The following is a 14,893-nucleotide window of genomic DNA, read 5'->3' as shown; positions in this document are numbered from 1 at the left end:
AAAAAGACGGGATAACGCAAATACAATTTCGTTTTTTTGCTACATAATGTATCTTGTACTTGGAGAAATATAGGTAGTGACAGGAGGAAGAAGCTTGAAGAAAAGATTAAATTGCATATCCAAAAAGATTCATACGATCGTATCTTCTGCCTTGATTGCCAGCATGGTTTTAACATTCACAGCAGCCGCTAATGACGATGGAGCTACAGCATCTGCGGAAGTGACGGTTCAAGAGAGAACGACTTTTAAAAACCCAATCGTTCCTGTTTCCAACAGCAGTGGCGGTTCAGCGGATCCGAGCATTGTGTATAGAGATGGCTACTACTACTATGTAAAATCCAACAGAGATGCATCTATCTCGATTTCGAAGGCGAAAAGATTGCAGGATATCGGCTCAGTCCCCAGAGTGACTGTTTATTCGCCGCCAAGCGGGCAAGCCTATTCCAAGGAACTGTGGGCGCCAGAGCTGCAATATCTGGATGGGAAGTGGTACATCTATTTTGCTGCGGATGACGGTGCGAATGAAAATCACAGGATGTATGTCCTGGAAGGAGACTCCCAGGATCCACAAGGATCATATACGTTGAAAGGGAAAATTTCAGACAGCACGAATAAGTGGGCAATTGACGGAACGGTTCTGGTTAAAGATGACAATTCCAAATATTTCGTATGGTCGGGCTGGGAAGGCGATGTCAATGTGAAGCAAAGCATTTATATCGCTCCAATGAGCAATCCTTGGACAATCAGCGGTCCGAGAGTTCAAATCTCTACGCCGGACCAAGAATGGGAACGTAAAGGTACGCCTTATATCAACGAAGGACCGGAGATTTTGAAGAAAAACGGTAAAATATTTGTAGTTTACTCGGCAAGCGGTAGTTGGACGGACGATTATACGCTTGGCATGCTAAGCAACACGGATGGCAATGTTTTGAACCCTGCTTCCTGGAGCAAGTCAGGCCCTATTTTCAGCAAAGCACCTACAGCTTACGGCCCAGGCCATAATACGTTCACCACTTCACCCGACGGAAAAGAGGACTGGATCGTGTATCACGCCGATCAATTTTCGGGCGGTAGCTGGGGAAATCGCAGTGTCCGTGCGCAAAAGTTCACATGGAATGAAGACGGTACCCCGAATTTCGGAACGCCTTCCGCTTATGGTGCTTCCATGGAGGAGCCCTCAGGTACTCCAAGTGTAACGAGATACAAATACGAAGCTGAAAACGCTCTCATCAGCGGTACAGCACTCATTACTTCTTCCGATAATGCATCAGGAGACAAAGTAGTCGGTCATTTGGATCAGCCCGGAAAAGATTATGTAGAGTTTACAGTTGATGTTAAGGAAGCGGGCGAGTACTCACTCCTTGCCATGGCTGACAATGGAACTGCCGGAGGCGCTTCTGCACAGCATGAAGTTTCCGTAAATGGAGGTACAGGCGAGTCGATCACTTATAAAAACTTTGGCTGGAAAGGATTTAACCCAGTATCGATGGATGTTAGCTTGAATGCTGGCATTAACAAGATCCGTTTTACCAGCAAACTGAATTTCGCTCAACTGGATTACATCGTTCTTGAGCCTCTAGAGAAGAGTGACGTTTCAATACCGGTAGATAGTATTACACTGGATAATCAAGCTATGTCATTGGAGGTTGGAGAAACTGCTTCCTTAGTTGCCTCTGTGAGACCGCTAATCGGAACAAACAAGAACGTTGTGGTGACTTCATCGGCACCTGAAGTGGCGACGGTTACTCAAGACAGCAAAGATACTGCTTCAGGTAGCTCGATGCTGACGGTAAAGGGATTGAAAGCAGGCAGCGCAACAATTCGAGTTGCAAGTGTTGATAATGGCGCAGTCATCAGTGAAAGTAACATTACTGTCCGTCAAACGCCTGGAGAACCGGACTTATCGAAGTTCACCGTTGATTCCTTTGATAGCGAGGTGCTCGACCCGGCATGGTCCATTTTTCAGGAAAGCAAAGACAATTGGAGCTTGACTCAAACGCCTGGTTCAATGACGATTCATACGACGCCTACGGATGTCTATCAGGATAATAATAGTCAAAACAATGTATTTTTGAGAAATGTGCCCGCCAATGGCGATTTTGAAATTGTTACGAAAGTTACGGCACCTGTTGCCTTAAATCACCAGCAAGGTGGTCTGTTCGTCTGGCAGGATGCAGATAATTTCGTAAAGCTGGGGCATGTATATGCGAATGGAAAAATTATTGAAACCGCTTATGAACTTAACGGCAGTTATAAGAAACCAGGCAATGAGGTGGCTCATCCCGGTGGTGATACACTGACGCTCAAAATCAAGAAGATGGGGAATGTTTATACGACCTATTATTGGGATGGATATGCGTGGATACAGGCATCGAACCCTGTCACTGCGAATTTGAAAAATATCAAGGTCGGCTTCTACGCAAATAATATCGTTGCAACAAATAATCGGATAGATGCCCGATTCGATTATTTTGCTGTCAGATCGATTCAAGGCGGAGTTGATCTTGATCAGAAGAAGCTGACACTCGAATCAGGGAAGACAGCTCAGCTTCACAACCTGGGAGAAAGCGGAGATGAAGTGACTTGGGTCTCCAGCAATCCGGAAATCGCTACCGTCAGCAGCAGCGGATTAGTAAAGGCCTTAGCGCCAGGCAGAGCGGTCATTGAAGCGGCATCTACAAGCGGTGATTTCCGTTCGCAAGCAACAGTAACCGTGCCAAACTCCGCCCCTGTGCCGGAGATCTTATACACGAACGACTTTAGTGGAACATCAGCTGAAGGATGGTCTACGTACGAAGGGAATTGGACCGTGTCTAACGGGCAATATGCGGTAAATAGCGGTCCCGGCTATAAAGCGGTGCTTAACAGCAAAAGCTTCACTGATTTCGTCCTTGAGGGCGATGTGCAAATAACGAGCGGGAATGAAGCGGGGTTTATTTTCAGGGCATTGAATGTTGCCAATGGCGCGGATAATTTAGACGGATATTACGTAGGCATTAACGCTTCCGCACAATCGGCAGTACTCGGCCATATGTCGAAAGGCCAGTGGAAAGAGCTTGCATCCAAAAAACTGCCGATTCTGGCAAACGAGCGATACCATATTAAGGTCCTTGCAAACGAAGATCACATTCAAGTTTACGTAAACGATAACCCGCTCAATGTCAACGGATATCCGAAATTCGACTTGTTGGATGCATCGCATATGGCGACTGGAGCAATCGGATTGCGCACATGGAATGCCGATGCCAAATTTGACAACATCAAAGTATCTTCGTACCACGATTCGATAACGGGGCCGTCTTATACCAACTCGGTGCTGCCAAACATTGCGGATCCATTCGTACTGCAGCATGACGGCAAATATTACTTGTATGGAACGAATACGGATCCTAATAAATCGTCTTTGGGGTTCAAGGTGTATACCTCAACGGATTTGGTCACTTGGTCGGAACAAAATGAATTGGCGTTAAAGCAGTCCGATTCTTGGGGGACTAGCGGCTTTTGGGCACCGGAGGTCGTGGAAAAGGACGGAACCTTCTACATGTACTATGTAGTCAACGAAAGGCTTGCGGTAGCAACAAGCAGCTCACCTTTAGGACCGTTCGTTCAAGACGTCAAGCAACCGATGCATCTGAATACGCCGGAAATCGATGCGCATATTTTTAAAGACGATAACGGCAAAAGGTATATTTACTTCGTCAGATTCAATCAAGGCAATGAAATGTGGATGGCCGAGTTGAGTGACGATATGAAGAGCATGAAGGAAGATACGGTGCAATTCGTGTTCCGGGCCACTCAAGAATGGGAACGCAGCCAAAAGCAGCCGGTTGCAAGTATAAACGAGGGGCCGTTTATGATTAAGCATAAGGGTACCTACTACTTGACCTATTCCGGCAACCACTTCGAAAGCCCGGATTATGGCGTGGGTTATGCAACGGCTCCGACTCCAATGGGGCCTTGGACGAAGTACACGTATAATCCGATTATGAAATCCAACACAATTGTGCCCGGTGCGGGACATCATTCCTTGATCTACTCGCCGGATGGTACGGAATTGTTTATGGTGTATCATACTCATTACAAGGCGGGTACAACGGAACCGCGCAAGCTTGCGATTGATCGCGTTCATTTTGTGCCGCAAGCCAGCGGGATCGATGCGATGGAAGTGTGGGGCCCGACGATTACTCCTCAGCTTAAGCCATCTGCTGAGCAAGCAACAGAATTGACGGCTACATTAAATGGGGCGAGCAGCGTACAAGCCGGACAGTCCTTCGAACTTTTGTATGGTCTCAATCATCTTAGTGTCACGCAAAGTATATATGCACAGGACATTACGGTCACGTTCGATCCTGCGCAAATAGAATTTGTTGATGCAGAGCCTGTTCAGAAGGGACTAACCATCGCCGGTAAAAACGAAATGTCCGGACGCGTGCGCATCCTGCTGGCAAGCATAGGAGCGGGAGGTGCCATTCATGCCAACGGCGATTTGCTGCAGCTTCGTTTTACAGCGAAATCTTCTGCTCAACCAGCCGTAATCGGGCTAACTAATGTGATGATTTCGAATGGTCTAGGGGAGGAAACCGCACTCGGCAATGTATTCAAGCGTGTAGAAATCCAGACGGGTGATCGAGCCGTACTTAGCGCCGCTATAGCATCAGCACAAGCGAAATATGATAGCGCAGTGGAAGGAACAGAAGTGAATCAGTATCCGTTGGGATCCAAGGCTGTATTACTGTCAGCGATCGAGAAAGCAAAATCGGTGCTGAACAATCTGAATGCTTCCCAACAACAGATCGATCAAGCAGTAACAGAGCTTAATCTAGCGCTTCAAGCGTTCATCGAATCGGTCAACACAGCGCATTCGACGGATGTCAACAGCGATGGACACGTTGCAATTGGCGATCTGGCTATCGTGGCTGCCGCTTATGGGAAAACCTTCAATGATCCAAATTGGAGCGAGTACAAAAAGGCAGATATTAATGGTGACGGGAAAGTAGATATTAAAGACTTGGCAGAGGTAGCTCGAATGATCTTGAATTAAAGGCAAAAAGGCGTGCAAATGGATAACCCATTTGCACGCCTTTTCACTAGAAAATTTATAAAGAGATCAACCCTGTACGAGTGAGGCATTCGGAGATAGCGCCGAGCATGACTGGATAAATAGGAATAACGATGTTAATAGGACCAAGTTCAAACAATCCGCTTCTGTTATGGACCGTTGCTCCTTGCACATAAATACGGAAGTGATCGGAGCCCGGAGATAAATGTGTGGTCTCCTGATTACCCGATCGAGCATTGACGAAAGACATGGCTTTCAGTGAAGAATGCTCATAGGGAACAATACTGATGATGTTCTCCAATTTAAAATAATAATTCATATGTGGCTTGTGAAGAATCAGTTCTTTGGTCGTGATGGTTAAACCATAATCCTTCTTCTTATGAGACATCTTCAAGTCGCCGTCCAGCGATTTTATCTGAATGAAATCCGAATTCATGGTAAAGCCCTCCTTCACGAGTCATGATGTTCGCTTGTCTTAACAGAATAACACAGATCATCATCCTTGTTAAATGGAGGGACTTGGTTCCTATTTTTGCTGGAAAAGGATGGAGCATTGTGTACCCTGGTTTAAAGCGCTGCTGAAGGAAATTTTCCCGTTCATCATTTTGATGATGCTCATAACGACGACAAGCCCAAGTCCGGTTCCTTGTTCTTTGGTTGTATAAAACGGCATGCCTAGCGAATCTAATTGTGACTTGCTCATCCCAACCCCTGTATCAGTAATGGAAATTTGAACACCGTCCGGCAGCTTGCAGGTGCGCAGCACAATGTGACCGCCATCGGGCATGGACTCAATGGCATTTTTGACCAAATTTATTAAGCACTGCCGAAGTTTCTTGGACTCACCCAAGATGAACAGGGGGTCATCTGTCTCATGAATGATTTCGATGATTACCTGATGATCTGTTGCAAGTGGAGTAATGAAGCGAAGCGTGGCTTCCAATTCCTCCTTAATATCCAGCTGCTCCTGCAACCCGTTAGAAGGCTTGGCATAGTTCAAATAGTCATTGATGATGGTATTCGCCTGGTCTACACCGGATAACGCTAACTCAATATACCTCTTCTGATCATGGAGCGGCAGCTCCTTCTGATCTAACAACTGAAGGAACCCCCGAATGGAGGTTAATGGATTGCGAATTTCATGAGAAATCGTAGCAGCCAATTGACCTATCATGCGGTCTTTTTCAATCGCGATAATACGCTGTCTATGAAATTCATGTTTCTTCACATGGAAAACTAAAAAAGTGATTAGCAGTAGTGAAATAAAAGTAAACAATATGGTGTATAGAACATACATGGAAAAGTAAGATTGTATGTAAGACGCTAGCAGTGCATACAATACTTCGTACACAACCAGTAAGGCCAGTGCATATGTTATTTTGAATTTAAGGTTAAGCTGATTCACTTTATTTCTGAAATAATAACTGCTTAGCAAGATAAAAGCACTGCTCAGCAATGCCGGCTGCCAATAATATTGAAGCACGAAGATACAACCAATATTAAAACTGATCCAAGTCATTGAAGCAGGAATAAAACCAGCAAATAAAATGACTGTTGTTAAACTCAAGGGGAGAAAGTGAAGCGAATAGATGAAGGGATCTATATCTTCAAAATTCCAATAAAAGATAAGTAGAATGATGAGCAGAATACCAAATAACAGATTGCGGTGCTGCTCTTTGTAGATGAATATAGGTGTGAGAACCTGATGGATTAATGTAGCGCTCATGAGGTAGAAGAGACCATGCAGTTCATGGGAAATGATTGAATGGAGCAAACGATTGCCATCCTTTCCATGTGTACGACATTATCTTAGCTATTTCTACATTATCTCACAGAATTAGACCTTATCAAGAGAAAGGGTCTATTTTGGATGCTAAAGATTTGCTAAAGATTTAATAAAGACTTATGGTGTTTACGCTATTAACCGCTGTATAATAGGAGTTAACATCAATGCAAGCGTTTACAAATTCATGGGATTTGAAAACGAGGAGAGATGAGGATGCGGGCGTGCTCACAGGTTTGCGGTGTTGTCTTTAATCCGATTGACGAAGCTTATGTGAACGTTTGTGACGAGTGTGAGCATGTCGGAAGGCTTGAGTCTGAGACAGAGAGTGAGAGGTTAGAAGAAGCAAGTTACTATTTGGGAAAATGCGGCCTTATTATCGATTATTTGCTCTAAAAAGGCATTGTCTAAAAAAAGGTTGATTACCAGCAATTTCTTGTTACAATGTAAGTAGATTTACTATTCATACTATTTATTCTTTATGCTGTTCATTTTTGAAAGGAGACCTTGCATGGTAACTTTACCTAAATTGAACGATCTCGGATTTTTCGAGATAAGACTGGAATCCATCGGCGGTCTCGGCGCTAATCTGGCAGGCAAGATGCTGGCGGAAGCGGGCGTGGTCGGGGTGGGATTGAACGGGGTTAGTTTTTCTTCTTATGGTTCTGAGAAGAAAGGATCGGCAGTGAAAGCGCACATCAGGTTTTGTGACATGGATACGAAAATACGGGATACGTCACCCGTAGAACGACCGCATGTTGTAGGTGTTTTTCATGAATCGCTTTCCAAAACTGTAAACGTTATCAGTGGCATCTATGAAGATAGTACAGTATTAGTAAACTCAACGAAAACGCCGGATGAACTCAAGGAGAAGATGAAGTTAAGAGGCGGCACGATTGCGGTTATCGATGCCATCGGCATTTCGCTGGAGGAGAAAAATCGTGTAAACATGGCGATGCTTGGCGCCTTGTTCCGGTTATGTGATTTCCTTGATCCGGATGTTATGAGAGGTGTTATCCGGAAATCATTAGAGAAGAAGTATCCGCAGGCTGTTGCACCAGCCTTACGAACGTTCGACCGCGGATACAACGAAGTTAAGTTCCAAACGTATGCGCTTCCAGAAGGGGAGACAATGCCTGATTTCGTGCGCTTCGATACCCCTGTACTCGGATACGAAACGCAGACGATCGGCGGAGTGATTTCTAATCCTGGGAACAGCATTCTAAAGGATTTAAGCATTTCACGCGCGGGCATGATGCCGCATTTCCATGAAGATAAATGCATTCACTGTGCTTCTTGCGATAACGCTTGCCCGGATTTCTGTTTTGTATGGGATGAGCTCCCTGACAAAAAAGGGCGTCCGCAGATGTTTTTGCAGGGCATTGATTATCAATACTGTAAAGGTTGCCTTAAATGTGTACAGGCTTGTCCGACCGAAGCGCTCACTGATGAGCGGGAAGAAGACGGTTATGCCGATATTCACCGTATGCCACATCGCTTCAATCTAGCTATAAACTCTTAGAGAGTATTTATGGGAGAAGGGTGGAACTACTCGTTATGTCCATTGATATTAAGAAGGAATTAGGGCAGGCCAAGGTTGAACAACGCATTGTATATGAGTCAGGCAACGAGATGGCGGCTTATGCAGCCCATCAAATCAATTATCACATTATGGGATATTTTCCGATTTCTCCATCGACCGAAGTAGCCCAATTCCTGGATCTGATGAAGTCCAACGGACAACATGATATTGTGCTCATCCCCGCAGACGGAGAGCATGGATCTGCAGGTATATGTTATGGAGCCTCAACTGCTGGCGGCCGCGTATTTAACGCGACAAGCGCCAACGGTTATTTGTATATGCTGGAACAAATGCCGGTGCAGTCCGGCACACGCTTTCCCATGGTGATGAACTTGGTATGTAGATCTGTCTCCGGTCCCTTGAACATCCACGGGGATCATTCGGATCTGTATTATGCCTTAAATACGGGATGGCCGATTGTGATGTGTCGTGATCCGCAAGCGGTTTACGATATGAATATTCTCGCCTTGAAATTGGCTGAAGATCCTGCGGTGCGCTTACCGGTTCTGGTAGCTTCGGACGGATATTTCACGTCGCATCAGAAACGCAGAGTGCAAACGTTTGCAAATCGTGAAGACGTGCATGCTTTTATCGGCGAAAAGCCGCAAGGCTTCCCTGATACGTTAGATCGGAATAACCCGATCACGGTTGGCCCTTATATGAATGAACCGGATTACATTAATAACTGTTATCAGCAATCTATGGCGATGTACAATGCCGAAGAGGTGTATGATCGCATTCGGCAGGAATATGCCGAATTGACAGGCCGTGACTATCCGATTCTTGAACTGTATCGGATGGAGGACGCGGAAGTCGCGGTGTTCCTGATGAATTCGGCTTCCGAAATCATCAAAGACGTCGTCGACCAGCTCCGCGAAAAGGGCATTAAAGCCGGATCGATCGCACCGAATATGATCCGTCCTTTCCCTGCCAAGCAGATTGCCGAAGCTTTGCAGCATGTGAAGGCGATCACGGTCGGCGATCGCGCGGATTCCTATGGCGGCCATGGCGGCAATATGGTCAACGAAATTAAAGCGGCGCTGTTCACACACGGGAACAGAGATACGCTTGTCATAAGCCGCATATACGGCTTAGGTGGCAAGGACTTTTATGCCGAAGACGGGCATAACCTGTTCCAATTTGCCATTGACGCTGTGCAAAACGGCAAGGTGGAAGTGCCCTTCGATTACTACGGTCACACACCAGGTGATCCGGCGAAAGCACCGAAGCGGGTACTGACACCGATGAAATATGAGGATTTGAAGACGGGCCTCATCACCGTTACACCGGATGAAGCCTCCGGCAAGCTGAATGTTCGGATCCCGCCACTGCGCGCTCTAACCAAGAAGCCGAAGCGTATTGCTCCTGGCCATGGCGCATGTCCGGGCTGCGGCATTTTCTCGGGATTAGAGCTGTTCTTCAAGGGAATCGAAGGCGATATCGTTTCAATCTTCCACACAGGCTGTGCGATGGTTGTCACGACAGGTTATCCATACTCGGCTCATAAGGCGACGTATATTCATAACCTGTTCCAGAACGGCGCTGCAACGCTGTCAGGGGTTGTGGAGATGTTCTGGGAGCGCAAGCGCCGTGGAGAACTCGATCATTTGGGATTGAAGGACGATTTCACTTTCGTCATGATTACAGGCGATGGCGGCATGGATATCGGCATGGGGCCAGCCATTGGCGCTGCGCTGCGCAATCATAAAATGATTATCCTCGAGTATGATAACGAGGGTTACATGAATACAGGCGCGCAGCTGTCCTATTCAACGCCGATGGGGCATCGCACGTCGACATCGAACGTTGGGAAACACCAAGGCGGGAAAGTGTTCCACCATAAAGATACGGCGCAAATTATGGCGGCTACGCATATTCCATATGTCTTCACAGGATCAGAAGCGTATCCGCAGGATCTCGTGAAAAAGGCAGCGAAAGCACAATGGTACGCTCAGAATGAAGGCCTTGTATATGGGAAGATCCTGATTGCATGCCCGCTCAACTGGCTGTCTGACGACCAAGAAGGATCCAACATTGTAGGTGCTGCGGTAGATTCTTGTTTCTTCCCGCTGTATGAAGTGGAGCACGGCATTACGAGCATCACGTATAACCCGGAAGATAAAAACAAGAAAATTCCTTTATCGGATTGGCTCAAGACGATGGGGAAAACGAAGCATATGACGAAGCCGGAATACGAGGGTTCGCTCAAATCATTCGAAGTCGAAGTTGAACGCCGTTGGAATCGTTTAAAAGCAAAACACGAGAACGCTTATTTGTAATAGCAATCATATGAACGAGGCACGTTCACCCTGTTGCGGTGAATGTGCCTTTTTAATGGAGGAAGATCAAATGCCGTATGTACTGCAAAATAAAAACACAGAGCTACTCTACACCTGCATGTTGGTTAATCATTATGGACTTGTTTATTATGGTGTGAAATTTTGGTCGGAGCAGGAGGAGGCGGACGAGCTTTCGCAGGATTTTCTCCTCACCATAGAGGGAATAGTGCCAGAAGATTGGCAGGTGATTGAGCTTGAAGAAGGGGAAATGAAACTCTGCAATGTGAAATTGAAAAATGACCCTAACCTCACGATCTGCTGGCTTCCAACAAGAAAACCCGAGGTTCGAAAATTGGAAAATTAAACCTCGCCGTCAATAGGTATGCAGCCATGCGGCATTTACATAAAATCGACAAAAATCGCAACCTTTCGCCTATATTCGCTCTTCAGCCCCTGAAACTATAATAAAGGTATGTAAGAAAAATATGACATCATGGAGAGAGGTTGAGGCGATGAAAAAATGGTCGTTGGTTGTTAGCTTGATTGTTTTGGCGCTTACTTTTGTTTTACCGGCAGCGATTTCAGCGGATGTAGGTGCTTCGACGAAAGCACAGATCGTATCGGGGGTAAGTTTTCGAGATCAGCCGAACACGTCAAGCCATGTGATCCGGTTGCTGAAAACGAACGAAATCGTCACGGTAACGGATTATGTGACAACCAATTGGTACAAAGTCAAGGATGCTCAAGGTGTGAGCGGCTATGTATCGACAAACAGCAAGTACATAAAAATTGTCAGCAATGCAGCAATCATTTATGGCGTTAACTTTCGTACGCTTCCTTCATCAGAAAGTGGTTCCAAAGTGATTCGCATGCTTAATAAAGGTGAAGAAGTTTTAATTACGGATAAGGTCAATGACAGCTGGTACAAAATTGTGGATGCGAACGGCACAAGCGGCTACGTAAGCACAGGCAGCAAATATATGGTCACTGATTTCTCCGTGATCGTTCCGGGTATGCCGCTTGAGGATGAGATTGAAGCGGTGATTTCAGCTGGAAATGTTTACTTAGGCACTCCTTACGAGTTTGGTTCCGTTCGAAATGATCCTAGCACGTTTGATTGCTCTGATTTCGTACAAACAATGTTCTGGGATGCGCTTCGCCTCTCGGTTCCAAGTGATTCCGCTGCACAAGGCACTTTCGTTCGATCTTTAGGACCTGTTAGTACGGATTGGACAAAATTAAAGCGTGGAGATCTGATGTTCTTCAGCTCTTATAAAGGAAGCAAACCTTCTGATTATGAGAATGTCGATCCGTTCAAAGAACCGATTACCCATGTTGGACTTTACCTGGGGAATGGAACTATCCTGCATACGTATTCCGTTGAATCCGGCGGTGTTCGTGTCGATACGATCGATGGCAAGCAGTGGGAGAACCGCTTTTTGTATGGAGGAAGTGTTTTACGCTAAGTGATGGTTCGATCATTGGAGTTTTGCTATATACTATAGATAGGGGCGGATGCAGCTGGCCAGCATCCGCTTCTTCCTGATTCTAAGGAGAAAGGAAGAACCTTATCTTTGAAACCCTTGAGAGCAAATCACCCACTGGAATTTCGGAACACGACGGAAAGAGGACTAGACTTGGATACGGTTCATGAGAGGATCTTGCATTTCATGCGTCTTGAGCCGGCGGGTACCTACAAGTTTATCATTGGAACGGATTGTCAGGTGCACTCAGGCCACACCAAATTCATCACAGGTGTAGTGATTCAACGGCTTGGAAAAGGAGCGTGGGCATGCTATCGTCAAGTGATTGTTCATCGAGCTTTGCATTCAATTAAGGAAAAGCTTTCGATGGAAACGGCACTCAGTGAAGAAATTGCGACGTACTTTGACGAGGCTAAACGAGAGGATATGGAAAATATTGTTCTTCCTCATCTGTACCAAGGTGCCTCTTTCGATATGTACATCCATATTGATGCAGGTGATGATGAGAATAAGAACAGGACGGCCAAATATGTCCAAGAGATGGTGCGGCGAGTAGAGTCTGTAGGCATGGTGCCTGTCATTAAACCGGATTGTTATGTGGCATCGGCCTATGCGAACCGATTCTCTAAGAAACCTTATCTTCCCTTGTATGAAGATCGTGAGGTAAAGGATGGCAGTTTATAAGAGAAGATTGAACCGTTAGTTCTATATGATCACTGCGATCATTGAGCTGGCGGTTTTTTGTTGTCTCTTCGTGATCTCGCGGTTAAAATGTCCAGTGAAAAAAGGGTTTTCAAAGTTGATTAGCGAAATAAATGCTGATGCACCCTTAGAGAGAGGAGACTGATAAGTCATGAGCAAAACATTTATCATAGAGGCAGTAATGCTCGCTGTGCATGGTCAGTTAATGCTGCCAGGCCAGCCGGTTACCTATATAATCCCTTATACAAGCATTCAAGAGCTATATGAATTACAGGCAGGCAGCGAGCCGATCATGCTGGAAGAAGAGGATGATGGTTTCGTCAAACAAATGATTGGCGAGCTGATCGCGTTCTTCGAGGAATCATTTAATAAGAAAAAAATTGAAAAGGCGCTTGTTGCACCATGGCGGAAAAGTCCTCCGCTGCCAATCAATGAGAACGTCACTTTAATGGTTGTGTTAGCCATTGATACAGAGGCTTATGGGGAGCAGTTTGACCCGATTGAAACGGAGTTAATCCTCAGTTCAATGAAGGAGCAAGCGCCCATTTTAACGGATCAGTTCGATCTGATCGAGAGGCTGATTCAAGCGGAAATTCCTGTTCAAGCGTTTGATGTAGAAGACTTCGAATTCGCGGTGGAAGGCGACAATCAAGTTTAGTGAAAGGAGCTGGTGAATACAATTATGCGAGTTAAAGATTTTGAGGAGCAATTGGCCTTATTGCCTGCATACTGGTTTCCTGGTCAAGCTTGGACGATCCGTGTAGGTGCGGGCGGCATGAATAATACAACAAGATTTGTTGATGTAGCAGGCACATCTTACGTACTGCGGTTGTACGAAACTCACCGCGATATCGATAAAATTATTTTTGAACATCGCATTCTCCTTGCTTTGAACAAACGAAAGAATCAACTGCCTTATCGAATTCCAGTGCCAATCGAACTGCCGGACGGTGGAACGGTTGTACAGTTGGATGATAGCCAAGGAAAACTCGCGGCGTTATTTACCTTTACGGACGGGATGAATCCCACCTGGGTGAATGCTCAGCAATTGCTGCATTATGGAGAGGCAGTTGGTCAGTTATCTGCTGTTTTGGGAACGATAGCTGTCGATTTGAAGCCTGTTTACCCACCTTACTACGAGATTGAAAATATTCATCCTCGCTGCACACCGGATGCGATCCGCGAATTCTGTATGCATCCACCGGAACCGTTTTTCGCGCAGCGTGAGGAGCTCTTATATATTTTTGAACGATTTTCCGCGTTATATCAAGCGATTCCCTCTTTGCGTAAATTGCCTCACCAGCTTGTGCATGGCGATATTAATGGTTCCAACATGCTGGTGGATGAGGAAGGTCACATTACATCCGTTCTGGACTTTGAATTTATCACGCGAGATCTTCGGGTTATGGAAATTGCGGTCTGCTTGTCCGATTTGATTGATCCTGCGCTGCCGAAAGCGGAGTTGAAGCGAAATTGTGCCGCTTTCTATAAAGGCTACCAACAATTCGTTGACATAAAAGAAGCGGAAATGCAGGTACTGCCGTTATTGATCGAGCTGCGGAGGCTGGATGTATTTATTCACTTCCTGGGACGATATGCGGATGGTGTTGATCCACAAGGTGTGCTGATTGATATTATCCAAAATACATTTGATAAGACAAAATGGCTGCAGGAACATAGCACGGAGCTTGTACGTTCTTTACAAAATAAGCAATTAGACTAGAGGAACTGTACAACCGTAAGCATCGTTGCGGGAATACCCTATAGTACCAAAGGAAAAGGTGGTGCTGGTGGTATGCCAAGAGGAGCTTATCTGGGAAATGTACGTGCAATACCAAATTGCGGCCGTTTTTGTACGAATGTATGTACTCGTTTGTTTGTAGTTGGCCGGAATCAATGTATCGCGGACTGTTTACGCTGTGCGGGAATTCGTGGAACAGCGAAGTCGAAAGCGTTGCTCACGAAAAAAGAGATCTATAAACCAAAAGGCAAAGGGAAATGCGG

At 45.7% G+C, this 14,893-nt stretch carries 11 protein-coding genes; 9 read left to right on the top strand and 2 right to left on the bottom strand.

Going from position 1 to position 14,893, the window contains the following annotated elements:
- The first annotated feature begins 94 nt into the window (after positions 1–94).
- Positions 95–5,041: a family 43 glycosylhydrolase gene (locus RQP52_RS09215; RefSeq protein WP_315950995.1), complete on the top strand. Its 4,947-nt coding sequence runs from the start codon at positions 95–97 to the stop codon at positions 5,039–5,041.
- Between the two features lie 55 nt (positions 5,042–5,096).
- Here the strand turns inward: RQP52_RS09215 and RQP52_RS09210 are convergent, their stop codons facing one another.
- Together RQP52_RS09210 and RQP52_RS09205 are read right to left on the bottom strand one after the other, a co-directional pair.
- On the bottom strand, positions 5,097–5,495 hold the full coding sequence (locus RQP52_RS09210; RefSeq protein WP_315950993.1) for a hypothetical protein: 399 nt from the start codon (positions 5,493–5,495) through the stop codon (positions 5,097–5,099).
- Positions 5,496–5,585: 90 nt separating this feature from the next.
- On the bottom strand, positions 5,586–6,785 hold the full coding sequence (locus RQP52_RS09205; protein WP_315950992.1) for a HAMP domain-containing sensor histidine kinase: 1,200 nt from the start codon (positions 6,783–6,785) through the stop codon (positions 5,586–5,588).
- Between the two features lie 273 nt (positions 6,786–7,058).
- On the opposite strand from RQP52_RS09205, the gene RQP52_RS09200 reads away from it, so the two are divergent.
- The 8 genes from RQP52_RS09200 to RQP52_RS09165 all read left to right on the top strand — a co-directional run bounded on the left by RQP52_RS09200 (position 7,059) and on the right by RQP52_RS09165 (position 14,612).
- Positions 7,059–7,238, top strand: a complete 180-nt coding sequence (locus RQP52_RS09200; RefSeq protein ID WP_315950990.1) for a hypothetical protein — start codon at positions 7,059–7,061, stop codon at positions 7,236–7,238.
- A gap of 115 nt (positions 7,239–7,353) precedes the next feature.
- Positions 7,354–8,364, top strand: coding sequence for a 2-oxoacid:acceptor oxidoreductase family protein (locus tag RQP52_RS09195; protein WP_127450910.1), 1,011 nt, complete (start codon positions 7,354–7,356; stop codon positions 8,362–8,364).
- Positions 8,365–8,399: 35 nt separating this feature from the next.
- The gene (locus tag RQP52_RS09190) at positions 8,400–10,703 is read left to right on the top strand and encodes a thiamine pyrophosphate-dependent enzyme (RefSeq protein WP_127450909.1); all 2,304 of its coding nucleotides are present in this window, start codon (positions 8,400–8,402) and stop codon (positions 10,701–10,703) included.
- Positions 10,704–10,713: 10 nt separating this feature from the next.
- The gene (locus RQP52_RS09185; RefSeq protein ID WP_315950987.1) at positions 10,714–11,067 is read left to right on the top strand and encodes a hypothetical protein; all 354 of its coding nucleotides are present in this window, start codon (positions 10,714–10,716) and stop codon (positions 11,065–11,067) included.
- 148 nt (positions 11,068–11,215) lie between these two features.
- Entirely contained in the window at positions 11,216–12,169 is a 954-nt protein-coding gene (locus RQP52_RS09180; protein WP_315950985.1) for a C40 family peptidase, read from the top strand.
- Positions 12,170–12,340: 171 nt separating this feature from the next.
- Positions 12,341–12,871 carry a ribonuclease H-like YkuK family protein gene (locus RQP52_RS09175; protein ID WP_246068962.1) on the top strand — a complete coding sequence of 177 codons (531 nt, stop codon included), beginning with the start codon at positions 12,341–12,343 and terminating at the stop codon, positions 12,869–12,871.
- 169 nt (positions 12,872–13,040) lie between these two features.
- Complete coding sequence (locus RQP52_RS09170) at positions 13,041–13,547, top strand: ADP-heptose synthase (protein ID WP_315950982.1); 507 nt, start codon at positions 13,041–13,043, stop codon at positions 13,545–13,547.
- A gap of 24 nt (positions 13,548–13,571) precedes the next feature.
- Positions 13,572–14,612 carry a phosphotransferase enzyme family protein gene (locus RQP52_RS09165; RefSeq protein WP_315950980.1) on the top strand — a complete coding sequence of 347 codons (1,041 nt, stop codon included), beginning with the start codon at positions 13,572–13,574 and terminating at the stop codon, positions 14,610–14,612.
- Positions 14,613–14,893 lie beyond the last annotated feature (281 nt).

Source organism: Paenibacillus violae (assembly GCF_032461945.1).
In the GTDB taxonomy this organism is placed as follows: Bacteria; Bacillota; Bacilli; order Paenibacillales; family NBRC-103111; genus Paenibacillus_E; species Paenibacillus_E violae.
The sequence above is the reverse complement of the archived record's forward strand: the minus strand, read 5'-3'. Positions and strand labels throughout refer to the sequence as shown.

What these genes read in the sequence shown, in the direction of transcription:
- RQP52_RS09205 (WP_315950992.1), bottom strand. Translation starts at nt 6,785, where the DNA reads ATGAGCGCTACATTAATCCATCAGGTTCTCACACCTATATTCATCTAC.
- RQP52_RS09180 (WP_315950985.1), top strand. Translation starts at nt 11,216, where the DNA reads ATGAAAAAATGGTCGTTGGTTGTTAGCTTGATTGTTTTGGCGCTTACT.
- RQP52_RS09170 (WP_315950982.1), top strand. Translation starts at nt 13,041, where the DNA reads ATGAGCAAAACATTTATCATAGAGGCAGTAATGCTCGCTGTGCATGGT.
- RQP52_RS09190 (WP_127450909.1), top strand. Translation starts at nt 8,400, where the DNA reads ATGTCCATTGATATTAAGAAGGAATTAGGGCAGGCCAAGGTTGAACAA.
- RQP52_RS09165 (WP_315950980.1), top strand. Translation starts at nt 13,572, where the DNA reads ATGCGAGTTAAAGATTTTGAGGAGCAATTGGCCTTATTGCCTGCATAC.
- RQP52_RS09185 (WP_315950987.1), top strand. Translation starts at nt 10,714, where the DNA reads ATGAACGAGGCACGTTCACCCTGTTGCGGTGAATGTGCCTTTTTAATG.
- RQP52_RS09195 (WP_127450910.1), top strand. Translation starts at nt 7,354, where the DNA reads ATGGTAACTTTACCTAAATTGAACGATCTCGGATTTTTCGAGATAAGA.
- RQP52_RS09210 (WP_315950993.1), bottom strand. Translation starts at nt 5,495, where the DNA reads ATGAATTCGGATTTCATTCAGATAAAATCGCTGGACGGCGACTTGAAG.
- RQP52_RS09200 (WP_315950990.1), top strand. Translation starts at nt 7,059, where the DNA reads ATGCGGGCGTGCTCACAGGTTTGCGGTGTTGTCTTTAATCCGATTGAC.